The organism is Pedobacter ghigonis (genome assembly GCF_903166585.1).
In the GTDB taxonomy this organism is placed as follows: Bacteria; Bacteroidota; Bacteroidia; order Sphingobacteriales; family Sphingobacteriaceae; genus Pedobacter; species Pedobacter ghigonis.
Map to the genome: position 1 here is coordinate 156,043 of NZ_CAESCM010000008.1, position 26,844 is coordinate 182,886.

Annotated in this window: 21 protein-coding genes; 9 read left to right on the top strand and 12 right to left on the bottom strand. The window is 40.5% G+C overall.

The annotated features are described in order from the left end of the window. Positions 1-8: 8 nt before the first annotated feature. Entirely contained in the window at positions 9-1,616 is a 1,608-nt protein-coding gene (locus HWV58_RS13235) for a RagB/SusD family nutrient uptake outer membrane protein (RefSeq protein WP_175634557.1), read from the bottom strand. Between the two features lie 27 nt (positions 1,617-1,643). Next, complete coding sequence (locus HWV58_RS13240) at positions 1,644-4,628, bottom strand: SusC/RagA family TonB-linked outer membrane protein (protein ID WP_175634558.1); 2,985 nt, start codon at positions 4,626-4,628, stop codon at positions 1,644-1,646. A gap of 934 nt (positions 4,629-5,562) precedes the next feature. Between HWV58_RS13240 and HWV58_RS13245 the strand changes: the two genes are divergently transcribed. Next, positions 5,563-9,645 (top strand): hybrid sensor histidine kinase/response regulator transcription factor, encoded by a 4,083-nt coding sequence (locus HWV58_RS13245; protein WP_175634559.1) that lies wholly within the window; start codon positions 5,563-5,565, stop codon positions 9,643-9,645. A gap of 169 nt (positions 9,646-9,814) precedes the next feature. Here the strand turns inward: HWV58_RS13245 and HWV58_RS13250 are convergent, their stop codons facing one another. From HWV58_RS13250 to HWV58_RS13275, 6 genes are all read right to left on the bottom strand, one after another. Further along, positions 9,815-10,180, bottom strand: coding sequence for a luciferase domain-containing protein (locus tag HWV58_RS13250; RefSeq protein WP_235972728.1), 366 nt, complete (start codon positions 10,178-10,180; stop codon positions 9,815-9,817). A gap of 47 nt (positions 10,181-10,227) precedes the next feature. After that, positions 10,228-11,136 carry an SRPBCC family protein gene (locus HWV58_RS13255; protein ID WP_175634561.1) on the bottom strand — a complete coding sequence of 303 codons (909 nt, stop codon included), beginning with the start codon at positions 11,134-11,136 and terminating at the stop codon, positions 10,228-10,230. A 69-nt stretch (positions 11,137-11,205) separates the two neighbouring features. After that, on the bottom strand, positions 11,206-12,096 hold the full coding sequence (locus HWV58_RS13260; RefSeq protein ID WP_175634562.1) for an SMP-30/gluconolactonase/LRE family protein: 891 nt from the start codon (positions 12,094-12,096) through the stop codon (positions 11,206-11,208). 169 nt (positions 12,097-12,265) lie between these two features. Continuing rightward, positions 12,266-14,026 carry an ABC transporter ATP-binding protein gene (locus tag HWV58_RS13265; protein WP_175634563.1) on the bottom strand — a complete coding sequence of 587 codons (1,761 nt, stop codon included), beginning with the start codon at positions 14,024-14,026 and terminating at the stop codon, positions 12,266-12,268. Next, entirely contained in the window at positions 14,010-15,746 is a 1,737-nt protein-coding gene (locus tag HWV58_RS13270; protein ID WP_175634564.1) for an ABC transporter ATP-binding protein, read from the bottom strand. The genes HWV58_RS13265 and HWV58_RS13270 overlap by 17 nt, the downstream gene beginning before the upstream one ends. A gap of 199 nt (positions 15,747-15,945) precedes the next feature. After that, positions 15,946-16,548, bottom strand: a complete 603-nt coding sequence (locus HWV58_RS13275) for an LURP-one-related/scramblase family protein (protein ID WP_175634565.1) — start codon at positions 16,546-16,548, stop codon at positions 15,946-15,948. 122 nt (positions 16,549-16,670) lie between these two features. Here HWV58_RS13275 and HWV58_RS13280 point away from each other — a divergent pair, with 122 nt between their 5' ends. Beyond that, a complete protein-coding gene (locus HWV58_RS13280) occupies positions 16,671-17,513 on the top strand; it encodes a CvfB family protein (RefSeq protein ID WP_175634566.1) in 843 nt (280 codons plus the stop codon). Between the two features lie 108 nt (positions 17,514-17,621). On the opposite strand, the gene HWV58_RS13285 is transcribed toward HWV58_RS13280, so the two are convergent. From HWV58_RS13285 to HWV58_RS13295, 3 genes are all read right to left on the bottom strand, one after another. After that, positions 17,622-18,293 carry an MCP four helix bundle domain-containing protein gene (locus HWV58_RS13285; RefSeq protein ID WP_175634567.1) on the bottom strand — a complete coding sequence of 224 codons (672 nt, stop codon included), beginning with the start codon at positions 18,291-18,293 and terminating at the stop codon, positions 17,622-17,624. Between the two features lie 167 nt (positions 18,294-18,460). Then, positions 18,461-19,894: an ATP-dependent DNA helicase gene (locus tag HWV58_RS13290; RefSeq protein WP_175634568.1), complete on the bottom strand. Its 1,434-nt coding sequence runs from the start codon at positions 19,892-19,894 to the stop codon at positions 18,461-18,463. Between the two features lie 186 nt (positions 19,895-20,080). Beyond that, entirely contained in the window at positions 20,081-21,220 is a 1,140-nt protein-coding gene (locus tag HWV58_RS13295) for a putative sensor domain DACNV-containing protein (protein ID WP_175634569.1), read from the bottom strand. Positions 21,221-21,452: 232 nt separating this feature from the next. Between HWV58_RS13295 and HWV58_RS13300 the strand changes: the two genes are divergently transcribed. The 5 genes from HWV58_RS13300 (at position 21,453) to HWV58_RS13320 (ending at position 25,087) form a co-directional block, all read left to right on the top strand. Beyond that, positions 21,453-22,259 carry a DUF3822 family protein gene (locus HWV58_RS13300; RefSeq protein WP_175634570.1) on the top strand — a complete coding sequence of 269 codons (807 nt, stop codon included), beginning with the start codon at positions 21,453-21,455 and terminating at the stop codon, positions 22,257-22,259. Then, positions 22,250-22,786 carry a 16S rRNA (guanine(966)-N(2))-methyltransferase RsmD gene (gene rsmD, locus HWV58_RS13305; RefSeq protein WP_175634571.1) on the top strand — a complete coding sequence of 179 codons (537 nt, stop codon included), beginning with the start codon at positions 22,250-22,252 and terminating at the stop codon, positions 22,784-22,786. The genes HWV58_RS13300 and rsmD overlap by 10 nt, the downstream gene beginning before the upstream one ends. Before the next feature lie 209 nt (positions 22,787-22,995). Continuing rightward, positions 22,996-23,457, top strand: coding sequence for a pantetheine-phosphate adenylyltransferase (gene coaD, locus HWV58_RS13310; protein ID WP_175634572.1), 462 nt, complete (start codon positions 22,996-22,998; stop codon positions 23,455-23,457). A 531-nt stretch (positions 23,458-23,988) separates the two neighbouring features. Then, positions 23,989-24,492, top strand: coding sequence for an RNA polymerase sigma factor (locus HWV58_RS13315; protein WP_175634573.1), 504 nt, complete (start codon positions 23,989-23,991; stop codon positions 24,490-24,492). Continuing rightward, a complete protein-coding gene (locus tag HWV58_RS13320; RefSeq protein WP_175634574.1) occupies positions 24,482-25,087 on the top strand; it encodes a hypothetical protein in 606 nt (201 codons plus the stop codon). Before HWV58_RS13315 ends, HWV58_RS13320 begins: the two co-directional genes overlap by 11 nt. 50 nt (positions 25,088-25,137) lie before the next feature. Here HWV58_RS13320 and HWV58_RS13325 read toward each other — a convergent pair whose 3' ends face one another. After that, a complete protein-coding gene (locus HWV58_RS13325) occupies positions 25,138-25,749 on the bottom strand; it encodes an NUDIX hydrolase (RefSeq protein WP_175634575.1) in 612 nt (203 codons plus the stop codon). On the opposite strand from HWV58_RS13325, the gene pyrE reads away from it, so the two are divergent. Together pyrE and HWV58_RS13335 are read left to right on the top strand one after the other, a co-directional pair. Then, positions 25,748-26,407 carry an orotate phosphoribosyltransferase gene (gene pyrE / locus HWV58_RS13330; RefSeq protein WP_175634576.1) on the top strand — a complete coding sequence of 220 codons (660 nt, stop codon included), beginning with the start codon at positions 25,748-25,750 and terminating at the stop codon, positions 26,405-26,407. The two genes, HWV58_RS13325 and pyrE, sit on opposite strands and share 2 nt — an antisense overlap. A 36-nt stretch (positions 26,408-26,443) precedes the next feature. After that, positions 26,444-26,842 (top strand): SRPBCC family protein, encoded by a 399-nt coding sequence (locus tag HWV58_RS13335; protein WP_175634577.1) that lies wholly within the window; start codon positions 26,444-26,446, stop codon positions 26,840-26,842. Positions 26,843-26,844: the final 2 nt, after the last annotated feature.

A 26,844-nucleotide genomic window follows, 5' to 3' on the forward strand; every position in this document is an offset into this window, starting at 1 on the left:
AAGCTGAATTAATAACCTGTGTTTTGACGTAGATTTGGATTGGCAGAAAGATCGGTAGGTGGCAGTGGATAAAGATTATACTTGCTGTTTACTGCCGTACCTGCTTTAACCCCGCCTTTCCAGGCCCACAAATAAGCAGCGGTAGTAAATTTGCCAAAGCGGATCAAATCTGTTCTTCGCGAAGCTTCATACCAAAGCTCACGCCCGCGTTCATCCAGAATAAAATCGGTGGTTAAAGCACTCGAACTAATGTTACCTGCTGTACTGCCATTGTAGGCACGGGTACGCAATTTGTTCACATAATCTAACGCAGTAGTTAAACTACCACCCGAGCCACCACGCAACACAGCTTCGGCATAGGTTAAATAGGTTTCGCCCAGGCGGAACAACGGGAAATCGATATCTGAAAAATCTTTGGCTACATCCTGATGTGGTGCAGGGCCACCCGAACGGGTTTTATTGCGGTATTTGGTACTCGAATAACCATCGGTAGAGGTGTAAAGATCATTGATCTCTATGTTCTGTCCCGACATGTAAAACTGTGCCCTGGTATCGGTTGCGCCTGTTTTATCGGCAAAAAGATTTACAAACTGCTGGGTAATGCGTAAACCGCCCCAGTTACCGTTCGAACCCGAAACATCAGCCGGCACCCCTGCAGGCCCATGCATTAAATAAGTTGTACCACCGTAATTCTGGGTATTGGTACCATCGTAATTTATGGTAAAAATATTTTCGCCGGTATTTAAGTGGTTATCGGCAATGGTTAGTTCGCGGTAATTACCATGCAAACTATAGCCTGCAGCGGTAATTTTATTGCAATAGGTAATGGCATCGGTATATCTGGCTGTTCCGGTATATACTTCGGCATTGAGGTAAATCCGACTCAATAAAGCCCAGTCTGCAGCCCTGTCGGCCCTGCCATACTCGTTGGCTTTTGGTGCACTTAGTTCATTTTCTATTGCTTTCAGTTCCGTTTCTACATAAGTAAACAAATCTTTACGCTGAATCTGCTTCGGAAGGTCTTTGCCACCAATTTCAGTGGTTTCGGTTACCAATGGCGGATTTCCGTAAATGTCCATCAGTACTGCATATTGGTAAGCCCTGATAAAACGCGCTTCGGCCCTGAATTTGCGCACCTGATCTGCATCAGCCCCCACTATGCCCCGTTTGCTCAGGTTATCATCCGACGATTGGTTGATAAAATCGTTGCACAGGGTAATCTGAAAGAAAGAACGGTAATACAATCCATTGATGATCGCATTGATAGAAGACCAGCTCAGCTCGTGTAACCCCTGAATACCGGCATCATTTTTCCACGACCACACGGCTTCATCAGTAGTTAATTCCTGTAAGTTCCAGTACAGCCTTAAAAAATCAGAGTTCCCTTCATCTTTGATAATTTCTGATGGAATATCGGGCTGGCCAACAGATGCATTTCCGGTAAGTGCAAAAGCACCGTAAACTTTAGCCAGCGCTTGCTTGTAACCCGCAGCGGTAGTATAAACCTTATCAGCCGTTAAATCGTTGGTTGGTGTAAGGTCTAATTTGTTGCATGCTGCCAATAAAACAGATACCATACAAGCCAGTGTGCTTAATTGTAAAACACGTAGTTTCATATATTTTTTGATTAAACAGTTCATTGTTTAGTAATTAAGGTTTAAGCCTAAAGAGAATACACGGGGTCTTGGATAGATGTTGTTATCTACTCCAGAAGCTACTTCAGGATCGAGTCCTTTGTATTTGGTTACCACAAATACATTCTGCACACTACCGGTAAGCTGCAGGCTGGCTTTGCTTTTAAAAAGCTGACCAAACGAATAACCCAGGTTTACATTATCCATACGCAGGAAAGCCGCATTCTGCACATAGTAATCGCTCAACAACTGTTGCCCTTTAAAATTGGTTGTCAGGTAGTTTGGCGATCCGTTTAAGATAATGGCTGTACCTAAAATCTGTGTCAGGTTGCCGCTCTGGCTAAAGTTATTGTTGTACACATAATTGCCCAGGTTAGCCCTTAAGGTGAAAGACAAGTTCCATTTTTTATAGCTCAGGTTATTGCTAAAGCCTAAAAACACCTTTGGATCGGCTTGTTTGCCTTTCTTAAAATCGCTCGGACTGATAATACCATCGCCATTCTGATCGACATATACGCCTTCAATTGGGTTACCCGCCTGATCGTACACTTGCTCGAAAAGGTTAAAGGTATTTTTTGGTCCGCCAACCGCATTAATAAATGCATTCTGTCCACCTACCCCACCTGCAATGGTACCGCTTGGGAAACCTGCATAATTTGGATCGTTAGGTACAACCGTTAAATTGGTAATGGTGTTTTTATTATAGGTAGCATTGAAGCTGAAATTCCAGTCGAAATCTTTTGCTTTAACGGGATTAAAATTCAAGGTAAGCTCTACCCCTTCATTTTTCATATCGCCCACATTCACGATGGCTGTGGCGGCAAAATTGGTTCCAGCGGGTTGCGGAATTCTGTTCAGTAAATCGCTTGTTTTTTTCTGGTAAACATCCAGGCTACCGGTAATGCGGTTATCGAAAAGGCCAAAATCCAAACCAATATTCGCTGTTGCGGTTTCTTCCCATTTAATGTTGGCAATGTAGGCACTTGGGCGGTACATCTGGTAGAAAGTATTGCCAAACTGGTATTGTGCATTTAGCGAGCTCAAACCGTAAGTAGACAAATAGCCATAGTTATCAATACCATCCTGCTGACCGGTAATACCATAGCTGGCGCGTAGTTTCATTGCCGAAATGGCTTTAATATCTTTTAAAAATGATTCGTTTTTAACGGTCCACGCCAATGCTACCGAAGGAAAAAGGCCGTATTTATAGGCTGGTCCAAAACGCGATGAACCATCACGGCGCAATGTTGCCGTTAACAGAAAACGTTCATCGTAATTGTAATTTAACCTCCCGAAATAAGAGATTAAGCGGTACTGTGGCTTGTTAAAAGCAAAAGCGGGATCTGAATTGGGCACTTTATTGCCATTGGCATCGAAACTGGGATAAAAATATTGCGTAGTTAAATAATCGTTATAAGAATAACCGGCCGTTGCATCTATCCTGCTTTTTATCGATTTAAATTCTTTGATGTAGTTGAGGTAAAAATCGACAACAGTGTTTCTCCTGTTTGTTTTGTACTGATTATTCACCCCGTTACTTAAAATAGATTCTGCTGCATTAGGATCAACATAAACAGTTCCTTTACCCGATGCTACATCGTAACCTGCATTAAAATTGGCATGCAGTTCGGGAAAAAAGTGGAATTGATAATCGAGCTGAATATTGCCGATACTGCGTAAAGGTTTAGCACGGTCTTCGCGTTGCTCGAGCAATCCGACAGGGTTACGCCCTACCAAATTAACTAAGCCCGTTGGTGTTGTGGGGTCGAGCCATTCCCAATAGCCATTGTAGTCGGCCCGATTGGTATAAGTAGCCTGAGTAGGATCGAAACTTACTGCCCCATCAATAGCCGATGAATTGGCAAAACGGGTTTTCTGCATGCTTCCTTTTAAATTGATATCGACTTTTAAATGATTATCAAAGAAGCGTGGATTGAGTACAAATGCTGCCGATCTTTTTTCCAGCTGATCGGTTCTTAGTATACCGCTTTGGTTCTGATAACCTACAGATAAACGATAAGGCAATTTTTTAATACCGCCGCTAATGCTGATATTGTTATCGGTAGAAATCCCATCCTGATAAATCAAGTCTTGCCAGTTGGTATTAAAACCACCCAATTGCGCTTTCTGCGCCGCAGTACCATTGGCATTCACAATCGATCTGATTTGATCTGCACTCAGCACATCCAGCTGTTTAACAATTTTTGAAACAGAATTAACAGAATTGAAACTTACCTTTAAACCATCGCCCAATCCCTTTTTGGTCGTTATGATAATGACACCATTTGCAGCCCTGGCACCATAAATAGCGGCTGCTGAAGCATCTTTTAATACGGTAAATGTTTCAATATCGTTCGGATTGATGAAACTCAATGGATTGGATGCGCCTGAAACGCCACCGTTTTCTAATGGAACGCCGTCAATTACAAACAAAGGATCGTTACTTGCATTAAGCGAAGAACCACCACGAATACGGATGGTGCTCCCACTACCCGGCTGACCGCTGTTAGAAGTAATAGCTACCCCCGAAACTTTACCCGATAACATTTGCTCTGGTGTGGTAATACTCCCTTTCTGGAAGTCCTTTACACCTACAACCGCTACTGAGCCTGTAAGGTCTTGCTTTCGGGTTGTTCCGTAACCTATTACCACCACATCGTTTAATGTTGCCGCATCCTCGGTTAAGGTTACGGTTAAAGTAGTGGTTTTAGTAACCGGGATTTCCTTGGTTTGGTAGCCTACAGAAGTAAACTCCAGTATACCTGCCTTTGCCGGAATCCTGATACTGAAATTACCCTGTGCATCGGTTGATGTGGCAATTGCTGTACCTTTTAAACGAATACTTACGCCGGGCATGCCTAGGTTATCGGGTGCCGATTTAACAACACCGGTAATGGTAGCCTGCTGTGCAAAAAGATATCCGTTTGTAAAAATCAACAGTAAAAGCATTAGCATTCGCTTGTTACCCCTGAAGAAAGATGTAAAATTGTGCATAGAATATTATGGTTAGAATTATAGCTACAAATGAACGCTATATGCCCCAATTGGCTTTGTGCTATCGTTCATATCTTTTGTGCTAATCGACATATTATAGGTGTTTAAGGCGTTAGAGCGAGGTTTTGACAGGTTGTCTATAGAAAATCCTCTATAAAAAATCACCTTACCCCGATCCGCCATTCCAGTGAAAACGGGAACCCTAAAGCACCATACCAGCTTAGCCAAAGCATTAGGATTCCCAGGCAAGCTGGGAAAGACGGATCCACTTTAAAGGATTTTCTACTGCAAATTTTCTATAACAAATCGCCTACCCCGATCGTCATTCCCGTGAAAACGGGAATCGTAATGCAACATACCAGCTTAGCCAAAGCATTAAGATTACCAGGCAAGCTGGGAAGGACGGATTCGCTTTAACGGATTTCCTACGACGGATTTTCCATAGCAGATCACCCAACCCAGACCGTCATTCCCGTGAAAACGGGAATCCTAAAGCACCTTACCTGCATAGCTAAAGCATTAGGATTCCCAGACAAGCTGGGAAAGACGGATTCGCTTTAACGGATTGACTATAGCGGATTCTCTACAACAGATTTCCTATAGCAGATCACCCAACCCAGATCGTCATTCCCGTGAAAACGGGAATCGTAATGCAACATATCAGCCGAGCCACAGCATTAGGATTCCCAGACAAGCTGGGAAAGACGGATTCGCTTTAAAGGATTATCAATAGCGGATTCTCTACAGCAGATTTTCCATAGCAAATCACCCACCCCCGATCCGTCATTCCAGTGAAAACGGGAATCGTAATGCATCATATCAGCCTAGCCAAAGCATTAAGATTCCCAGGCAAGCTGGGAAAGATGGATTATCTATAGGTTCGTAAAAAATAAATTATATTTACCGCTTCAGAAACCCTCTGACCAAACACCCCATGACTGCGCTAATTAGAACCCTTTTCTTCATTACTTTCATCTTATCGCTGGGAAACGTGCAGGCCCAGAATTTAAAATTTAAACATGTAAGTGTAGAAGATGGCCTCTCGAATAGTACCATCGAATGCATTTTTCAGGATCACCGGGGTTTTATCTGGTTTGGTACCCGCGATGGCCTAAGTAAATATGATGGCAGCCAGATTACCTCCTATAAACACAGCAGTAGCGACAACAGCCTTAGTGATAACTTCATCAGGTGTATATTCGAAGATAAAAACCATACCCTCTGGGTAGGAACCTCCGATGGCTTAAACAGGTTTAATGCCGAACAAAATAATTTTACCACTTACCGCACCAACGAAAAAAATGTTTTAACCAACAACTTCATTACTTCGGTTAAAGAAACCAGTAAAGGGATTTTGGTAAGTACTTATGGCAGCGGCCTTAACTTGCTCAATGTAGCAGGAAACAGTTTTAGCAGATATCCATTTAAATCGACCGCTAAAGCCAGTCGTAAAGATTACATTAACGACCTCTACAACGACAACAATGGTAATATCTGGATGGCAACCGATGCAGGCATCCATGTTCTAAACCTTAAATCAGGCATATCCAACCCAATAAACGGCTTAGCCAACAAAGTATTCAGGGCGATAAAAAAAGCAGCTGATGGTTCTTTTTGGCTGGCAACCGAAGAAAGCGGCTTGATCCATTACAACCCTCAAAATAATTCAATAAAAACCTACCAGCACCAGGAAACCAGCAAAAACAGTTTGGGGAGCGACCTGGTGAGGGCAATTGCTTTCGACAGGCAAAACAACGTCTGGATTGGCGGCATCAACGGTGGTTTAGATCACCTGGATCCGAAAACAGGAACTTTTACACACTACCAAAACGAACCTGGCAACGCCTTTAGCCTATCGCAACGTACAGTTTCTGCACTCTTTATCGATCGGCAGGAAAATTTGTGGATCGGTACCCACCGCGGAGGTGTGAACCTGTATAGTCCGCAGGCAGACAAGTTTAAACTGGTACGCCAGGAACACAATAAAAACAGTTTAAGCTACAATGACGTAAAAGCTTTTCACGAAAACAGGGCCGGCAATATTTACATTGGTACCGATGGCGGCGGGCTCGACATTTACAATAAAACAAACAAAACTTTTTCTCATTATCGTTATAATCCGTTTAATGCCAGCACTATTGGGGCCGATGCTGTTCTCGATATCACCGAAAGCCAGAATGGTACCATATTAATTGGCACCTGGGCAGGTGGACTGAACCTGATGAATAGCGACGGCACATTTACACGGTTTAACCATAACCCAGCCAATCCCGCCTCTATCTCGTCAGATTATGTTCAGAAATCGTTTGAAGACAGCAATAAAAACATCTGGATTGGCACCTATTATGGCGGACTTAACCTTTTCGACCTGCAAACCAAACAATTTAAGCGAATAGAAAAAGGCCGCAATGGTACGCAGCTTATCGGAAACAATGTGGTTTCGATTAATGAAGACCATTACAAAAACCTCTGGATTGGTACCGATGATGGCGGATTAAACTGTTACAACTTAAACACTCAGGTATTTACGCATTATTTTATGGGCAGTGGTAAAAGGCCCGATTTACGCGTAATCTTTATCGATAGCAAAGGAAATTTGTGGATCGGACAAACTGGGTTATACCGCTTTAACCGCAGCCAGAATAAATTCGAACTATATACCACTAAAGCAGGCCTTTCTACTGAGTTTATTAAAGGAATAACCGAAGATGCGAAGGGCAATTTCTGGATTTCAACCGCAAAAGGGCTTACCCAGTTTAACCCGCAAAACCACAGTTATAAAAAATACAATACCGGCGATGGCTTACAGGGCCTCGAATTTGAAGCCAATGCTTATTTAAAAACCAAAAGCGGCGAAATGTTTTTTGGAGGCACCAATGGCTTTAATTCATTTTTCCCTGACGATATTAAAACCAATAAATTCATTCCGCCTGTTTACCTCACCGAATTCCGGATTTTTAACCAGCAGATTTTACCCAATGCACCAGGGTCGGTACTCGAAAACGAAATTAGCTATACCAAAGAAATCCATCTCGACTACGATCAGGCTACCCTATCTTTCCGCTTTGCAGGATTAAATTATGTAGCTAACGAGAATAATAATTACGCCTATAAACTGGAAGGTGAAGACGAAAACTGGATCAATGTAGGCAATGCAAAACAGGCATTTTATACTAACCTCGATCCGGGCACCTATACTTTTAACGTACGGGCATCCAATAACGACAATGTATGGAACAATACCGGTACAGCGGTAAAAATCGTAATCTCTCCTCCTTTTTGGGCTACCTGGTGGTTTAGGTTTCTGGCCATAGCCACTGCCCTGTATCTTACTTATGCTGCATTAAGTTTTAAACGAAGGCTCGAGATCAGGAAAATAGAAGAAGAAAAAAGGGAAGAAATGCATCAAACCCAACTCCAGTTCTTTACCAATATTTCGCATGAATTCCGCACACCACTTTCGTTAATACTCGGGCCGATAGAGCGTTTACTGAAAGAAGATACGCAGGAAAGCTTCCAGAACTATTACCAAACCATACACCGCAACGCCAACCGCCTGTTAAGGTTGATAAACGAGTTGATGGATTTTAGAAAAACAGCTTCAGGAGCTTTGAAACTAAACGTAATAAACGGTAACCTGAGTTTGTTTATCGATGAACTGGCGGAAGAATTTGCTGAAATGGCAGCCGAAAAAGCAATCCGTTTTACGGTAGAAAAGGAAAGCCTGCCTGCCAATATCTGGTTCGACAGGCAGGTAATCGAAAAAATTATCCTCAACCTGGTCAACAATTCGCTTAAATACACCAAATCCGGCGGCACACTAAAACTTCAGGTTTTTACCGATTCGGCAGCTTTAAAACCAACTTTTGAAAACCAGCTCGTTGTAAAAAGTGATTACGAGGCCAGTGCGTATATCTACATGCGCGTAATAGATAGCGGTATTGGCATTTCGAAAAGCTCAATTCAGCATTTGTTTGAGCGTTATTACCGCATTACCGAAACACATTTGGGTTCGGGTGTCGGACTTGCCTTTGTAAAGAGTTTAACACTTTTGCATAAAGGATTAATACAGGTATCGAGCGAGCGCCATGAGGGAACAGAGATTATAATCGGCATTCCATACAAGCAGGAAGATTACAGTGTTGCAGAACAGTTTAGTCAGCACACCGAAGCTGGTGGCACCCGTTTAGAAAGTATCAGCTACCGTTCGGAAACGGAAATGCCTGTACAAAACACTGTCAGCCCGGCAGCTGGTACCGAAACCCGCATTCTGATTGTAGATGATAACGACGAACTGAGAATATTTTTAAGAGATACTTTAAGTCCGTTTTATCAGATTAGCGAAGCTATTGATGGCCATACTGGACTGGAACAGGCCCGGAAAGAATTGCCCGATTTAATCATTAGTGATGTGATGATGCCCGGAATGAACGGAACCGAATTTTGCCGGTTAATTAAGGATGATATTGAATCCAGCCATATCCCTTTCTTAATGCTTACTGCAAAAAATAGTGTAGAGGCCGAAATTGAAGGAGCAGCATCAGGTGCAGACCTGTATTTTACCAAACCCATCAATATTAATCTGCTTCAGTTAACCATTAAGAATATTTTTGAGCAGCGGCAAAAACTGAAAGATCATTATTTAAAAAATAGAGATACCGAACCCAAAACACTGGCCCATTCAGAAAAGGATAAGGTCTTTTTAACCAAATTACTGGCCATTATAGATGCTGAAATGATTAATCCGGAAATGGACATAGATTATTTGTGTAAGGAAATTGGCATGAGCAGAACCAAACTTTATCAAAAAATTAAATCCATTACAGGGCAATCCATCGGAGAGTTTGTAAGATCGGCAAGACTTAGAAAAGCCATCGAAATTATGAAAACAGAAGATGTACTGATGACCGAAGTGATGTACCGGATAGGCATACAAACACAATCGTACTTTACAAAGGCATTTAAAAAAGAGTTTGGGGTTACACCAACAGGTTATATGCAGAATTTAAAATCGTAGCTGACTGTAAAAAGTAAAAAAGCCCTTCAATCCTGAGAGGGCTTTTTCATAGTCGTCTATCCCTATAAGTAGGAACCCAAAACTAATTAATGCGTTTAATATTTTTGGCTTCTGAATAAACTGAACAGAAAAAAAATGACACCAATATTTTACCTATATTGAACAGCTGTTAAACCATGCTGTTGTATGCCCTTTTCAATAAAAATTTAGCATTTCCAAGATCGTTTTCTGTTAGTATGTAAAAACTAACCCAGCCCGATTTTTTAAAAATGTGATGTTCTTCTACCCTTCCAAGCGCTAATAACTCTTGTTTTATTTTCCTGCTAAACAAGATATCGAGTATACCATTACTGTGTAAATGGCCAATCTCCCTTTGCTGATAGTTAAACTGTGTTCCTCCGAATTTATGTAAACTGATACTTGTTCCTTCCCAGCTCAGTACTTCATTTTCGAGTTCATCAAACCAGCTTAACTTTTCTGGCGCAGTTAGCAACAGCCACATTTTTAAGCAACTATCATATACCAATGCGAACATCGGCACCGATTTAAGAAAATTAAGCCGGTGAACAATGAAACGGAACATTAATTTTCGCTGAGGTTTTTAATATGTTCCATTACCCTCAAATGAACATTACGGGTAATGCTTTCTGCCCATAAATCGTAGTACCAGGTAGGGAAAACCTGCAACTTGTACCAGCTGTTTCCAACAAGTGTAGTAGTGCCATCGCCATTATCCTGCAATAGAAACTGACCGCGATCGATATCAATATGCCCCATTATTTCAGGGTCTTTCGGTTGGTTAATAATATCGAAGGTCAAATTTTTACTCTCTTCGTAGGTTACAATTTTTTCGTCGAAAGTATATCCGTTGCTAAAAATACATTTTCGGCCTGCACCATTCTTGTAGCCGGTAACCGTGGTTTGCATGGGACTGGGCATACCCGCCTTAAAAAGCCAGTAGTTATTGGGTTTATTAATTTTATCAAAAGCCACTACATTTTTCCAGATCTTTTCCGGACTTGCCTTAATTACGATCTCGTCCGAAACCATATTCTCATAATGGTGATCTGATATCGAATCGACAATAAAAACAGCAAGAAGTAGCGAAACAAAGCTCATGTTTAAGGTCTGTCTGTTCTTTTTAAACATCACTTTCCCTATAAACGCTCCTGTAACTACAAAGGCAAAAATAAGTGGCGATACAATGATTAGACAGATGGTTCCTTCACCAAGAAATAAAAAACTGAGTACAATGGCAAAAAAGCCGTTCAATATCGAATACCAGATTAGTTTTTTACTGCTCAGCTTTAAGTCTCTCCAAAACCACGAAGCCAATATCCCCATCAAAATAGGGAGAATAATAAATTCAGAAAAAACTAAAACTCCACCACTTCCTGCCTGGAGTACAAATCTGTTTATCCCAATAATGCTGATAATTAAAAAATTGGGAACTAAAAAACCTAATAGTTTTTGATTATGGAGCGCTTTCATATTTAATATTTTGTTTATTCAAAAATATAACAAAATATTAAACTTTCAAAATTTACTGAAAATAAAAAATCACTCTACTCCTCTTGCATTTACTTTAATGGTATAAATCGATTTTGAAGCCGTTATAAAAAGCATGTTCTTTTGCTTCCCACCAAAACAAATGTTACCGCACCACTCTTCAGGTATATCAATGTGGCCAATTTGTTCGCCACTTGGTTTGTAAATATTTACGCCCTTACCGGTTACATAAATATTGCCTTCAGTATCGAGCGTCATGCCGTCAGAATGTTGGTTTAAAATTAAGGTTTGAGCGGTTAATGAGGCATCGGGCTCAATATTGTAACGGTAAGTTTTATTGGCTTTCATATCGGCCACGTACAAAAACTTTCCATCTGGTGTACCCACAATTCCATTCGGTTTTAATACATTATCGGCAACAACTATAGCTGTTCTTTTCCCTTTTGGCAGATAATAAACCCTTTGAGGCTCGATTTCAGGCGATTTCCTCGTCCAGTAATCGCGCTGGTAATAAGGATCGGTAAAGTAAATACCACCTTTGGCATCCAGCCAGATATCATTCGGACCATTTACTTTCTTGCCTTCAAAATCGCTGAAAAGCACCGTAACCTTTTTATTTTTATCTATCGTCCAGATTTCGTTGTGTTCATCGGCGCAAACAATCAGGTTACCCTTTTTATCAAAATAAGTTCCGTTGGCCCTACCCGATTTGTCCATGTACACACTGAGTTTGCCATCCGTTCCGTATTTCCAGATTTTATCATTCGGCTGATCGGTAAAAAAAACGTTGCCCTGCTTATCCACCGAAGCACCTTCGGTAAATTTAAACTGCGAAGAAACCAGTTTTAGACTATCCTGAACAAAAATGTTCTGCTTTGCATTTTGCGCAACTGCTGCTATACTAAAGGCAGAAAATGCCAGAGCGAAAAAATATTTTTTCATTGATGATGATTTGGTTACCAGACCTTACAGTTTTTTAGAACCTGTAAGGTCTATAAAAATATTAATTTACCAACTTTCCTTTGAGGAACATATTTAGTGCATCGCTACCTCCGCTAGTCGGGTTACCAGACCTTGCAGGTTTTTAAAATCTGTAAGGTCTATAAAAATATTAACTTACACGCTTTCCTTTGAGTAACATATCCAGTGCATCATTAAGCGTACCGGCTTTTTGCACCTCCCCTTCATTAACAAAATAAATTTCGTCGGCATTTTCGATGGTATTTAAGCGGTGCGCAATAATAACCAGCGTAGTTTCTTTCGATAATTTATTTAAAATATCGCCCAAAAGCTGTTCTGTAATCGTATCGATATTGGCTGTGGCCTCATCTAGGATCAGCAACTCCGGATTACGCAGCACCGCACGCATAAAGGCAATCAATTGCTTTTGGCCTAAACTTATACTATCCGATAAGGAGTTAATTGGCGTATTCAATCCCTCGTCAAAAATGGCCAGGAGCGCATTTAAGTTGGCTTCTTCAATTATTTTTTCGAGCGCCTCATCGCTTACCTGCTGGTACTGACTATTGCCGTAAAGGATATTCTCTTTCACCGTTCCGGTAAATAAGAATGGCTCCTGTAAAATAAAACCGATCTTTTGTGTTCGCTCTGCCGCCGAAAATGAACGGATATCTTTGCCATTTAACAGCACAGTGCCTTTGGTGGCATCGTATAAACGCGAAATTAACGAAGCCGTAGTGGTTTTACCGCCCCCGGTTGGACCGATTAGTGCATAAGTTTTACCTTTCTCAAATTTGAGGTTAATGTTATGCAAAATCTCTTTCGATTCATCGTAAGAGAAATGAACGTTTCTAAATTCCAGTAAAGCATCGCTGGTAACAGTTCCTTTATCTTCGATCTGTTTTAAATCACTTTCGAGCATTAAAATCTGCGAAATACGGTCCCAGCTGGCCATTGCCACCTGAAAACTCGTCCACAGGGCTGCAAGTTGTCTTAAAGGATTATAAAAATTGGTGGTATAGGCAATGTAACTCACCAATAAACCCAACGTAAAGCTTCCGGTCGAAATTAAATAAATACCAAATAACAGGGTAATCAGCTGTGCCGTGCTCGATAACAAGCCGTAAACCGGCACGAAAATATTATTGGCTAAACCTGCTCCAATGGCGGTTTTATAGTTTTCTTTATTGGCCTCATCAAAACGTTTCCTGAAATAATCGCGCCGGTTAAAGGCAATAATTACCTTAAAATTGTTCAGGCTTTCCTGAATTTCGGCACTCATACCGCCTACACTTTTTAAATTTTTGGCATTGCGCCTTTTTACCCAGGGCGATAGCGCGATGGTAAAAACAACGATTCCTACTGCTGGTGCAAGTGTTGCTGCTCCCAATTCGATATTGATGGAAAGCAGAAAAATGCCTGCTCCAATCATCGTTGCAATACTGCTGATAAACTGCATCAGCGACTGCGAAAAAAACTGGTTTACCTTATCGGTATCGTTATTCACCCTCGAAATGAGATCGCCTGCCTTATTTTCGTTAAAAAATGAAACCGGAAACTCCTGCAGCTTGTTAAAAATAGCATTGCGCAAGGTGTACAACATCCGCTGCCCCACACCGCCCATCAATTTGGTTTGCGTATAGCCTGTAACCATTGCAACCATGTACATGGCCAGCAAAATGCCGCCAAAAACAAGTACACCATGAAACTGTTTGGTGCGGATATAAGTATCGACCGTGTGGCCTACCAGCAATGGCCCAAGCAGCAATAAACCCGAGTTAATTAAAATAATAACAAGCGCCAGCCAAAGGTTTCTACGCTCTGCCGAGATCAGTTTAAGCAGGCTATTAAGCGACTTAAAGGTCGACTGCTTCTCGCACTTTTCGCTAAGCTGATTAAGATTGTAGTTCATAATTACTGGTGCTCTGTTGTGAATTGTAAATCTGAACGTACTCAGGGCTGCTTTTCAGTAGTTCCTGATGGGTTCCTTCTGCGATAATTTCGCCCTGCATCAGCAAGATGACTTTATCATAATGTTCAACAGAAGCTATTTTTTGGGTAACGGATATGAGGGTTAAACCGGGATAATTTTGCTGGATATTTGCTAAAATCCGCTTTTCGGTATTGGCATCAACTCGGGCAGTAAAATCATCGAGCAACAATACCTTAGGGTTAAGAGCCAATGCCCTGGCTAGCATAATGCGCTGCTTTTGCCCGCCAGAGAGGCTGCTGCCTCTTTCAGAAATAATCGTGTTCAACTGATCGGGCAAAGTTGCTATAAAATCCTTAAGTTCGGCAGTGGCAATGGCTTTGGCCAAAAATTCGTCGGTAACGGTATCGCTAAAGGCAATATTTTCGCGGATGCTCATGTTAAACATAATACTATCCTGAAAAACAAAGCCTACCTGCTTGTGAAATTCTTCCTGGTTGTAGTTTTTAATTTCATGGTCGTCAAAAAGCACTTCGCCACTTCCAGGTTCAATTAAACCGGTTAAAATATATAGCAACTGCGTTTTCCCTGCCGCTGTTGGGCCAATAATTGCCGTTTTGGAGCCTGCTTTAGCAGAGAAAGAAACAGCTTTTAAGATGGGTTTCTGTCCAAAGTTTAAGCTAATATTTTTGCCTTCTACCGCTCCCGCTAGTGGGGTAGTAAGTGTACCCGGATGGTTAACTTCTGCAGCATTTAATACACTCTCAATGCGCTGGTATGATGCTGTGGCCTGGGCAATAACATTGCTCATAAAGCCAATAACCAGAATAGGGAAAATAATGAGCGACAGGTAGCTGCTAAAGGCAGCAAACTCGCCCAGGCTCATCGATCCGGTGATTACAAAATGTCCGCCCAGAACCAGAATACATAAACCCGATAAGTTGGAAACAAATATGATAATCGGAATTAATCCGGCAAAAAGGCGCAGTATGGAAAGTCCTAAATCCCTGGCTTTGGCATTTGCATCTAAAAATTTATTGTATTCGAGCTGTTGCGAGTTAATTACGCGGATTAAAGCAGCACCTAAAATGCTCTCGCTAATTACCTTGTTTAACCAGTCGATTACTTCCCTGCTCTTTTTAAAAAGTACCCGAACTTTGCTCAGCACAAAGAAAAATGCCCCGCCTATAATCGGTACAATGGCAATAACGCACAATGCCAGTTTCCAGTTGATAATTAAAAGCAGAATACTGGCACCAACGATTAAAAAAATAGATGAACAGATGGAAACAATGGCCTGCGAAACGAACATTTTAATCGAATCGGCATCGGCAGTTAGGTTGGTTAATAATTTTGAGGGGTTAGCCTGAATGATATAAGCATGGCTCTGCCTCGAAATCTGATCAGAAAGCTTTGTCCTTAAATCGCGGGCTACCCGTTCTGAGGCATAGGTTTGTACAATACTCTGTAAATAAGTAAAGATAAAAACCAGTACAATGGCACCGGCAAATTGAATCAGGATCGATTGTAAGTGAAATGTTTTATTGGTGTAAGAGTCGATTCCGTGTGCAATGATTTTAGGTAAGAGCAGGTTTATGCCGTTACTTAACAGGGCAAACAGGATCAGCATTAAAATTAAGCCCCTGTAATTTCCTAACAAACTGAAAATACTGGGCTTTTTGGCTGCTTTGGGTTTTTCCATTCAATGAAGTACCTAAATTGTGGTGTTCAAATTTAACCCAATTATTTGATTTCGTTTGTAAGAAAATTATGAAGAATTGAATGCTCAAAGTGACTTAAGGGTCGAAGAAGTATATGTTCAAAATGAGAGAAGGATTGAATGATTGAATCTCTTTGAAATCCGCATTCAATCCCTCTCTCACTCAATCCTTCAATCCCCCCTACTTGCTTTCCTTCAAAACCATATCAATGGTAATGGCGGTAGCAACAATGGCCACTTTTTGATCGCTTTCTGCGTAACTTGGGTCGATAGAAACATTGTATTTATCGGCTGTGGTAAATACTTCTTTTAAAGCACCAGCCCATTTTTTGTTTATTTTACCCAGTTCTGCACCTGCATTGTTGGTAATGCTGAAATTCCATGCTTTCCAATCGCCGGTTATTTTAGCAATCTCATCACCCGAAACCGGGTTAGAAATGGTGAACGTAGGTTTAAAAAACTTAAATTTTTGCTTAATAATGCCTACTTCTACACCCACCGGGTCGGTAACTGTAATTTTCGACATCCAGAAGGTCCACCCTCTGCTTATCGTAGCCTGCAACTGGTCGTTTACATCGGTAATTTCCAGTTTAAAGGGCATCATCCGTTTATCAATCAAAAAGGTTAATGCCTTTTGCCAGCCACTGATGCGTTGTTTAATTATGCCAATTTGGGCACCCTGATCGTTGTAAACCTTGTACTCGTTCGCAAACTTTAAAAAGTTTACCTTTTCGTCAATAAAATACTCGTCGCTTAAAAAAAATGTAGGGATCTGCTTATTCATGTATGGATCATATTTAGATAAGCTGCTAAAATATATAAAAAATTTAAATCGACCGTAGCCTTTAAAGATTGTTACCTTTGTAGCGCAAAAGCCATTGAAGAAAATGGTTAAACCCACAAAAAATGATTGAAATAGGAAAATACAACGAACTAAGAGTATTAAGTAAAACCGAAGCTGGTTTAAATTTAACCGACGGCGATAAACTGGTTATCCTGCCCTATGTACATGTACCCAAAGGGCTCGAAATTGGCGATAATATCTCGGTTTTCGTGTTTGTACAAAAAGATGGCCGTTTAACGGGTACCACACAAAAAGCCTACGCCGAAGTTGGCGATTTCGCTTTTTTAAAGGTGGTATCAGATGAGGATGGTGTTTTTATGGATTTAGGCATCGATAAAGATGTTTATGTGCCAGAGCGCGAGCAAAAGAGGCCAATGCAAAAAGGCTATAAATATGTAGTTTATTTATATCTCGATGAAAATAACGACCGCTTACTCGCATCATCAAAACTATACGATTTTGTAGAGGAAGAAAATTTTGATTTCGAAGAAGGCGATGAGGTAAGTTTATTGATTACCGAAGAAACCGATCTGGGTTTCAATGCCATTATTAACAATACTTACATTGGTTTATTGTACCACAATGAGGTTTTTGATAATATCCAGATTGGCGATATGCGCAAGGGATGGATCAAAAAAATCCGTGTGGAAGGTAAAATCGACCTAACCTTACAGCCAAGTGGCTACGGACACATTTTAGATTCGAAAGAAGTGATTTTAGCTGCGCTTAAGAAAAGTGGCGGCATAATCGAACTGGGCGACAAAAGCTCTCCTGAAGAGATTTATCACCGTTTCCAGATCAGCAAAAGTGCTTTTAAGAAAACCATTGGTTCTTTATATAAAGAGCGTTTAATTATGCTTTCTGATGACTCGATCAGGCTGTTAACCGACGACGAGGCGGAGTAGTCGTTTAAAATAGCCACGGAGACTCAGATTTACACATATTATTCTGTGCCTTCCGTGAATCCGTGGCTAAAACTGAGGTAATCCTATCAGTGGCTAAAACTGAGGCAATCAGTTTAAATTAAACTTCTCGTTCTGGATTTTAACCGCATTTGATGCCGAAATAATGGCCACAATCATAATACCAATTACGATAGCCAAAATAACCTGCAGGGTAGAATAAACCTTTGTTCCTGACACAAAAATTTTCGAATCCTTAATCAGTTCATCTCCAACCTTTGACTGGATTTTTATTAAGGCCGAAAGCTTATCGAAAGTTTGGTTAGCAGCATTCCTCCCTACCGATTCGTAAACCTTAAGGCCTTCTGTACGGCTCAGGCTAAGCGCTTTATTTTCGAGCTCCTTTTGAACGAAAAGTGCATTTTTCAAATCGTTGAGAAAGCTTTTTTCCTGTTTTACCAACAGGGTTAGTCCATATTTATGAATTGCCGAATCAATTTTGCGGTTATGATGGTTAATTTTACCGACACTTACCGCAGCAGGCACGGCATTGTCGGTTATAAACGCATCCTGCAGCACAGCATTTTTATGGTACAAATTTTCAGCAACGAAATACAGATCGGTTGCAGGCACCAGCCTGTCATTGTACATCGAAATAAAAGATTCGTTGATTTTCTTCACGCTTTTATCTTCCAGAAAACGGATCAGCAACGTACAGCACATGATGCAGAAAAGTAAAAAGGCAATTTTCACTTTATTTTTAAGACTAAAAGCAAATTTCATATTTAGTTAGTATAATTTGGACCACAAAGTCACGAAGACACAAAAATTAGGTTTTCAAAACTTATCTTATTATCAGCATTTAATAGGTTATTGATGATAAACATATTAAAATCGCAAACCTTTGTGACTTTGCGTCTTAGTGGTTATTTTCAATTTGAGTAATCATATTAATAGTAATCTTCCTGTGCCGTCTTCGCAAAAAGCTGTGGCGCAAAATTGACTAAATATAACTCTTTTTTTGCACGGGTTACAGCGGTGTATAACCAGCGTAAAAAATCGAGGTCTATCATGTCTTCAGTTAAATAACCCTGATCGGCAAAAACAGCATCCCACTGCCCACCCTGTGCTTTATGACAGGTTACCGCGTAAGCAAATTTAATTTGCAAGGCATTATAAAAAGGATCGGCCTTTATGGCCAACATGCGCTGCCTTTTATTGGCAATGTGTTCATAATCTTCATTGAGGCCATCAAAAAGCTTTTTATTCTGCTCATAAGGCAAATTGGCCGATTCTAAATTCAAGGTATCGAGCATCACCTTACAGCTAATTTGTCCTGCTGCCGGAAAATCCATAAACTCCAGCGTAGCATCGGCAAAACGGAAACCATAGCGTTCTTCTTCTCCCCGCACACGGATTACTTTAGCCATATCGCCATTGGCAATAAAAGCAGTTTCATCATTATCGGGCAGCCAGAAATAATTATTCCGAACAACCATAATCTGGTCGCCGCCTGTAAGTTCTTCTTCGCGGTAAAGCAGGCGCGCCCTGATTTGCTGGTTATACACATTGGCCGTTTTGTTAGAACGGCAAACCACCAGTGTATTTTCGATACCGAACTTGCGGTAGGCATATTCCAGCCCTTCTACCAGGCGCGCGCCCGGCATATTGTAAATGTCCTGATAATTTTTGGTGAGGAATTTAGGCAAAGGGTTTTCAGGATTTTTGGCAATCTGGTTGCGCAACATCGTCGCATTGGCTAGAATGCCCGATTTTTTCCCTTGCCGCACCACTTCCTTCAACTCTACCGAGGTAACCGAGAGATAGAAATGATCTTTCAGGTATTGCTCGTTTAAAGCCGGACTATCTAAACTTCCTACCGGAGGTAACTGGGCTGTATCGCCAACAAACAGCAAAAAACAGTTCTTATCATTATACACAAACTCCAGCAAATCCCTCAATATCGAAGAACCAGTTTCGTTAAATTCATCCGCAATCATCGAAGCTTCATCGATAATAAAAACAGTATTATCAGCCAGGTTTGGTGCCAGCTGAAACTGCATTTCGGGCGAAGTAGCCGAGCGTTTGCGGTAAATTCTTTTGTGTATGGTCAGTGCTTTGCGGTTGGCATACTGGCTCATCACCTTCGCCGCCCTACCCGTTGGTGCCAGTAGCTCGCTTTTGAGATTAAATTTAGCTAAAACCTTTACCAAAGCTGCTACAGAAGTGGTTTTACCCGTACCTGCGTAGCCTTTTAAAACAAAACACCGCTCATCGTCTTTATCCTGCAAAAACTTCGACATCCGTTCGCAAAAGAGCATTTGCTCCTTAGTGGGCGGATGTGCATAAGCCTGGGCAATGAGTTGACTTTTATCGGTAATCATGAAAGGGTTATGGTTTAACTGGTTAATCGGTTAATTGTTTGGCAGCGCAAATGAGCCTGTCTTTTGCACAAGCAAGTATTATCTTTTTTTGGAATTTAACGGAAAAATGGCATCAGGATCAAACCAACAGTATCATACCTCTCCACCCTATACAATCGCTATACTCCCGGCACTATGCTTTTGCGACTACAAAAGTAACGTTTCTATGCGGTGTGCCATTACCATATTTTGTTTTTTGCTATGGCTAAAAATGGTAAAATGACCATCTTGTGAAGCTACCAGGCCAATGGCATCGGGCTGGTCGTTTACAAACTGAGCTACGGAGAAGTGCCTAGTTCCACCTAACTGGCCGGGATACAGAATTTTATCTTCACCTCCTAAAATCGGTTCAGAAAAAGCAATCTGGTCTACAGTAGGTTTCCCTTTTGCACGACCAATTTTAGCCCCAAAGGCAATCAGACCAAACTCTTCATTGATAATAGTTGCGCCATCAACAGCAGTTAAACCGGCAAGGTGCTCAACCTCCCGGCGAACAGCACCCTGCGAGAAAATCTCACTCTGGTTACCACTTTGTTTGGCCAGGTTGGATAAACCACAAAAAGGTGGCTCAACCAGGTATTGAATGGGGTGAATAATCGATTCTTCCCATTTTGTATCGCCTTTAGGCACAATTAGCAAAGCTCCGCCACGCCCATGGGCACGCATCGAAACCGCAAACTGGATCAGGATATTAATCGGATCGTTCCAGCTGGCCAGAACCGTTAAATCGAGTAAAGCTTTTAAAATTGGCGGGCAATCACGGTTCGTGCAGCTGGTATCGTCTACAATCCTGATCTGCTCTCCTTTTAAAACAGCCACATTTGTAAACTTGCCAATGCCGTATATTCTGCGGTGTTTAATTACGATCAAACCCGGTTCAGAAACATCAACCACAAAGCAAAAATTCGGGATATTGAGTGTAGTTCCCCAGATATACAGTTCGCCATCTTCTTCCCAAACGCCCAGGTGAATTCCCGAACGTTCGATACCTGGTGCTATTTTAGTTAAGGTATTGGCATTTAATGCCAGTTTTTTAGCGAAATGCAGGGGTTTAGAAGCTTGTCCTGGAGGTAAAAAAGCAATAGAAATGCGCGGCGAGTGCCCTTCTTCCTTACGCAAACTGCTCCAGAAAGCCACGTCAATAATCGCTTCAATAATTTTACTGCTGGGTTGAGTAGCCAAATCTACCTCACCTTGTGCAATTGCATTTTTGTGTAGTTTAATAAAATGTTGCTCAATAGTAGCGGCAATCGTGTTTGCTGCTTTATAGGTAGGCTTGTAACTCATGTTCCGAATTTAAGCCGAATATTTTGATTTTTGAATAGCCGAAAGGTTTGATTTTGGTAAAAAGATTTGAGTAAATTTTAGCCACAGATTTTCACAGATAAACACAGATTTTGAATCGGAACAACAAATTGATATAAAAAAACTCGCTGTGTTCATTCCTTTTATATGTGGTTTAATTCTTTTGTGTACTTTCAATTGCTGTTAATCCTTAAAAAAACCTATTTTTGTTTCAATGAGTAATAACAGCCTTTTATTAGTCGACCCGAATTTTAAAGCTGATGCATCTGCAAACTGCCATTTATTATTAAAAATAACGAATGATAGTTTTTCTTATGCAGTAGTAAATAAAGATACGGATGAGATTAAGCTAATTTTCGATAAACAGGGCTGTGATGACGTACAAAAGGATTTAAAAACTGCTTTTGAAACCGACCAATACCTCTCGCTCAATTACGCTGAAATTAAAGCCGCCGTGCATACCGCTAATTTTATATTCATTCCAGACGAATGGTTTGATGGCGAAAACCTGGCGGTGTACTCCAATTACCTAGGTACAGATGCGAAAATTTACACTAAACACAATCCTGCTTTAGGTTTTAATACTGTTTTCTGCTTAAATGATGAAGTGAAAGCACATTTACCCGAAAACGCTAACCTCTTTCCACAATCGGAGCCACTGGTTGCCTTATTTAACCATCTGGCGGATGAATCGCTGCTCATCGATTTTACAGCAATCTCTTTCAATGTATTGTACACCCGAAACAAAAAGGTTGTTTTTCAAAATCATTACCAATCAGAAAACGCTGAGGAATTTAACTATTTCCTCTTGCTGATTATTGAGCAGCTCAACCTAAATGAGCAGATCCCCGTTTATATCCAGGGCATTATCAACGAAGACGACGAGCACTATAACTGCCTGTTAAAATATTTCAATCAACTTTATTTCTTTCTCCCGGCGGGAAAACAAAACAGCGAACTGTTGGCCGATATGCCCAAACATTATTTCAGCGGTTTGCTTGCTTTAGATTTATGCGAATAATTGGTGGCAAATTAAAGGGGATCCGCTTGCAGCCCCCTGCAAACTTACCTGTACGCCCTACAACTGATATGGCTAAAGAAGCCTTGTTCAATATCCTGAATAACCGTTACGATTTTGAAAACTGCAGTGTTTTAGATCTGTTTTGCGGTACAGGCAACCTGACTTTCGAATTCGCCTCGCGCGATGCCGCAAACATTTTGGCCGTAGATATGGATTATGGTTGCGTAAACTGGGTTAAAAACACAGCAAAGAAGTATGAATTTGAGCAGGTAGAAGTGCGCAAAGGCGATGTTTTTAAATTATTGAAACAGCTAACAGGTAGTTACGATCTGATTTTTGCAGATCCACCTTACCATTTAGCCAACATTCCACAATTACCCGTTTTAGTGCAGGAGCAACAGTTGCTTAAACCCGATGGCTTACTGGTAGTAGAGCACCAAAGCAACATGCGCCTGAATAATCAGCCTGGCTATCAGGAAACACGCAAATACGGCAATTCATCCTTTAGTTTTTTTGAATTTATATAAAAGTTTTTCAATATATGAATCCGTTTTTAATCAAAATTTAGTTTGCTTATGGCAAGGATAGACAATTCGTCATTCCCAACTCGATTGGGAATCGTAATGCAATAAGTATTAAGATTCCCGCCTGCGCGGGAATGACGAGACAATTTATTTTTCAATTCAAAAAACTTTAGGTTACACTGAATTTCACATCAATAATCTATATTTGAATTATGAAGATTGCGCTATTTCCTGGTTCTTTTGATCCGATAACCATTGCCCATGTAAACATTTTGCAACGTGCTACTCCCTTGTTCGATAAAATTGTAATCGGCATTGGTTTAAATAGCTCGAAACAGAATTTCCTCACTGCCGACCAGCGTTTGCAGATCTTAAACACCGTTTTTTCGGGTTATAAAAACATCGAGGTACAAACCTACGAAGGTTTAACCGTTAATTTTTGCCGCAAAATTAATGCAACATATATGGTTCGTGGCATCCGCTCTGCCGCCGATTTTGAATACGAAAGGGCAATTGCACAAATTAACCAAACCATGATGCCCGAGGTAGAAACGATACTATTGTTAAGCAAACCCGAATATTCGGCCATTAGCTCTACCATTGTGCGCGACATTTTAAGGAACCATGGTGATGTAAGCCCCTTTGTACCGCAAGAGGCACTTGATTTTTTGTAGTACTTATTCTCGCGCTGTTGGATGTTACCATCCGACAGATTCCTAAACGCTACATCAATCGTATTTCAGCAAAAATTCTAGCTAAAGTATCAGATAGTAGTATCTGACATCACAATTATCCGTTTTTATCTTTTTTATCTGTGGCTAATATTATTTAAATAACCAATAACCGTGCTGTTGGAAGTTACCATCCGACAGATTTCTGTACCCATTATCAATCGTATTTCCGCAAAAACTCCAGCTAAGGTATCAGATAGTAATAGCTGACACCCACAATCATCCGTGTTTATCTTTTTTATCTGTGGTTAATATTATTAAATAACCAATAATCGTGCTGTTGAATGTTACCATCCGACAGATTTCTACAACCATTATCAATCGTATTTCTGCAAAAAATTCCAGCTAAGGCACCAGACAGTAATATCTGGCACCAATAATTATCCGTGTTTATCCTTTTTATCTGTGGTTAAATATTATTTTTAAATAACCTGTAACGTTTTTCAAAATCTGTTACCAATGTGTTATACATTAATGAAAGAAACAGAAAACATATTTCTCTCCCTGATCAATCAGCATAAAGCCATTATACATAAAGTAGCTAAAATGTATATGAACAATACTGATGACCAGCAGGATCTGTTTCAGGAAATTGTGATGCAGCTTTGGAAAGCCTACCCAACTTTTAAAGGAAACAGTAAATTCTCGACCTGGATGTATAGGGTTGCTTTAAATACGGCTCTGGTTTATTTCAAAAAAGGCAACCGAAAGGTAGATAAAACCCCACTCGATGAAAACATCGACATTGTTGATACCAATGAGAGCGAATTAAAAGAAGAAAAACTCAGCTATTTATATAAAGCGGTGCAGGAGTTAAATGCGGTAGAAAAGGCACTGATTTTCCTTTTCCTCGAAGATCAATCGCACCGCGAAATTGCCGAAAACCTGGGTATTAGTGAAGTAAATGCCCGTGTTAAGCTTAACAGAACGAAAGAAAAATTACAACTCATCATAAAGAAGAACGGTTATGAATTTTGACGATTTAAAAAACGAATGGAATGCTGAAAAGGATGCAGAAACCAATATTTCGGCAGATATGCTTAAAATAAAGCAGGCCCACACTCCCATAGATATTATCCGGAAGAAAATGAAACATGAGTTTCTTTATCAGGTAGCAGCACTCCTGATTATGGCAGTCTTTCCGTACCTGTTTAATTTTTCTGACAAGATGAAACTGGTTTATCTGGCTTTTTATGCCATAACCTGTGGGTTTACAACATATTACTTTTTTAAATTTTACAGGTTCTATAAAAATTCTTACGATATGAGTATGGATAGCCGGAAAAGTATTCTCTGGTTTTTTTACGAAATGAAACTGAACATCGAGCTTTACAAGGCACTCACTTACATCGTTGCCTTTATTGCTACAGGCTTTTTATCGGTGTATTTACTGATCGAAAAAACCTCGGTAATGAATAAGATTGTTGCTAATCTCTCGCCGGTTTACATCTTATTAAACTGCTTCATCAGCATTCTGATTATTGGTGCTATTACCGAACTATGGGCCTGGTACTATTATGGAAAATACCTGAAACGCGTTAAAAAAGTGGTTGATGAACTGGATTACGAATAGCAACAGCACAAAGTGCCGTCAGGTGTTGCCACCTGACGGTTTATAAATACCTACAGGATTCCACCTGCACGCATCACATCCATAATGGATGGAAAGGTGTTTTTAATTACCGGGCCAACATGGTTTTTATCCAGCCATACCGCCTCTTCAATCCCCTCTTCCTTTTGGGGAACAAGATTAGGTTCGCCTTTAACCGTCATTTTGTACCAGTTAGTTTTTTTAATTACCATTTTGGTTCCTATGGGATAAACGTGATAGGTTTTACACAACTTTTCCTCACGTTTAAAAACTTTAATGCCGCACTCTTCTTCTACCTCGCGCACAGCAGTTTCTTTCATATTTTCACCATCTTCGAGCTTACCTTTTGGTAAATCCCATTTCTTGTTCCTGAAAATAAAAAGGTAGTTGTTGTTGGCACTTTCTACCAATCCACCGGCCGCTTTAATTATAGTGCAATCTTTTTTCAGCTTTTTAAAGGTCTCCCGAGGATTCTTTGTTAAGAAAATGTAGCTTTTTTTAGACCCATTTTTTAATTTTTTATAAAATGTTTGCAAATCAAAATCCTGAAATTCAAGCTGTTGAATCTTTTCTTTTTGTTCTGGTAAAACATCTGATATAAACAAGGTGTTATCGTTAATATAAATTCTGTAATTTTGGGCCATGTATAATAAAAGTGATATTGAATTAAAGGTAGCTGAATTTTTATTACAAATAAAGGCAATTAAATTACAACCTAATAATCCTTTTACCTGGGCATCTGGTTGGAAGTCGCCAATTTATTGCGATAACCGGATTACCCTTTCCCATCCACAGGTTAGAACCTATATCCGTCAGAAACTTGCACAAGCCATTCAAGAAGAATTTGGTTCGGTAGATGTAATTGCCGGAGTAGCAACAGCCGGAATTCCGCAAGGCGTTTTGGTAGCTCAGGAACTAGGCCTTCCTTTTATCTATGTAAGGGCGAAAGCCAAAGAACACGGTACCGGAAGTTTAATTGAAGGCGAAGTAGTAGAAGGTCAGCGCGTAGTGGTAATCGAAGATTTGATCTCTACAGGCAAAAGCAGTTTACAAGCTGTTGAAGCCTTGCGGTCTGCTGGATTATCAGTTGCCGGTTTAGCTGCAATTTTTACTTATGGTTTCGAAAAAGCGGACGAAAACTTTGCAGCTGCAAAATGCCGTTACTTAACTTTATCAAACTATGCTGCCTTAATCGATTATGCTGCCGAGCACAGCATTATTGCCAAAAGCGACATGGAACTATTGGGCAAATGGCGCTTAAACCCTTCAGAATGGGGACAGGCTTTAAGTCCGGAGGCTTAATTTCCTCATATTAAAAAAACCTATAAAAAATATATAATGACGATTATTGAAAGCGCTGTAGAAGTAAATAAGCCCGTAGCGGAGGTTTATGCCTTTCTATCCAACATGAACAATCATCAGCAATTGATGCCAGAAAATATTTATAACTGGGAATCGACAGAAGATGAAGCACGTTTTACTATCCAAAACATGGCAAAACTGGCTATTAAAATCTCTAATCGTGTTGAAAATCAAGAATTAACAGCCATTCCTACCGAGAAAGCTCCTTTCGAAGTAGAATTAAAATGGACAGTGAGCGATAACGGTAATGGTACTACAACGGCAAAACACATCATTTCGGCCGATTTAAATATGATGATGAAAATGCTGGCATCTGGTCCATTGCAAAAACTTGTCGATCACCAAACGCAGCAGCTGAAAGAAATATTGGGATAAGC

What these genes read in the sequence shown, in the direction of transcription:
- HWV58_RS13235 (WP_175634557.1), bottom strand. Translation starts at nt 1,616, where the DNA reads ATGAAACTACGTGTTTTACAATTAAGCACACTGGCTTGTATGGTATCT.
- HWV58_RS13240 (WP_175634558.1), bottom strand. Translation starts at nt 4,628, where the DNA reads ATGCACAATTTTACATCTTTCTTCAGGGGTAACAAGCGAATGCTAATG.
- HWV58_RS13245 (WP_175634559.1), top strand. Translation starts at nt 5,563, where the DNA reads ATGACTGCGCTAATTAGAACCCTTTTCTTCATTACTTTCATCTTATCG.
- HWV58_RS13250 (WP_235972728.1), bottom strand. Translation starts at nt 10,180, where the DNA reads ATGTTCGCATTGGTATATGATAGTTGCTTAAAAATGTGGCTGTTGCTA.
- HWV58_RS13255 (WP_175634561.1), bottom strand. Translation starts at nt 11,136, where the DNA reads ATGAAAGCGCTCCATAATCAAAAACTATTAGGTTTTTTAGTTCCCAAT.
- HWV58_RS13260 (WP_175634562.1), bottom strand. Translation starts at nt 12,096, where the DNA reads ATGAAAAAATATTTTTTCGCTCTGGCATTTTCTGCCTTTAGTATAGCA.
- HWV58_RS13265 (WP_175634563.1), bottom strand. Translation starts at nt 14,026, where the DNA reads ATGAACTACAATCTTAATCAGCTTAGCGAAAAGTGCGAGAAGCAGTCG.
- HWV58_RS13270 (WP_175634564.1), bottom strand. Translation starts at nt 15,746, where the DNA reads ATGGAAAAACCCAAAGCAGCCAAAAAGCCCAGTATTTTCAGTTTGTTA.
- HWV58_RS13275 (WP_175634565.1), bottom strand. Translation starts at nt 16,548, where the DNA reads ATGAATAAGCAGATCCCTACATTTTTTTTAAGCGACGAGTATTTTATT.
- HWV58_RS13280 (WP_175634566.1), top strand. Translation starts at nt 16,671, where the DNA reads ATGATTGAAATAGGAAAATACAACGAACTAAGAGTATTAAGTAAAACC.
- HWV58_RS13285 (WP_175634567.1), bottom strand. Translation starts at nt 18,293, where the DNA reads ATGAAATTTGCTTTTAGTCTTAAAAATAAAGTGAAAATTGCCTTTTTA.
- HWV58_RS13290 (WP_175634568.1), bottom strand. Translation starts at nt 19,894, where the DNA reads ATGATTACCGATAAAAGTCAACTCATTGCCCAGGCTTATGCACATCCG.
- HWV58_RS13295 (WP_175634569.1), bottom strand. Translation starts at nt 21,220, where the DNA reads ATGAGTTACAAGCCTACCTATAAAGCAGCAAACACGATTGCCGCTACT.
- HWV58_RS13300 (WP_175634570.1), top strand. Translation starts at nt 21,453, where the DNA reads ATGAGTAATAACAGCCTTTTATTAGTCGACCCGAATTTTAAAGCTGAT.
- rsmD (WP_175634571.1), top strand. Translation starts at nt 22,250, where the DNA reads ATGCGAATAATTGGTGGCAAATTAAAGGGGATCCGCTTGCAGCCCCCT.
- coaD (WP_175634572.1), top strand. Translation starts at nt 22,996, where the DNA reads ATGAAGATTGCGCTATTTCCTGGTTCTTTTGATCCGATAACCATTGCC.
- HWV58_RS13315 (WP_175634573.1), top strand. Translation starts at nt 23,989, where the DNA reads ATGAAAGAAACAGAAAACATATTTCTCTCCCTGATCAATCAGCATAAA.
- HWV58_RS13320 (WP_175634574.1), top strand. Translation starts at nt 24,482, where the DNA reads ATGAATTTTGACGATTTAAAAAACGAATGGAATGCTGAAAAGGATGCA.
- pyrE (WP_175634576.1), top strand. Translation starts at nt 25,748, where the DNA reads ATGTATAATAAAAGTGATATTGAATTAAAGGTAGCTGAATTTTTATTA.
- HWV58_RS13325 (WP_175634575.1), bottom strand. Translation starts at nt 25,749, where the DNA reads ATGGCCCAAAATTACAGAATTTATATTAACGATAACACCTTGTTTATA.
- HWV58_RS13335 (WP_175634577.1), top strand. Translation starts at nt 26,444, where the DNA reads ATGACGATTATTGAAAGCGCTGTAGAAGTAAATAAGCCCGTAGCGGAG.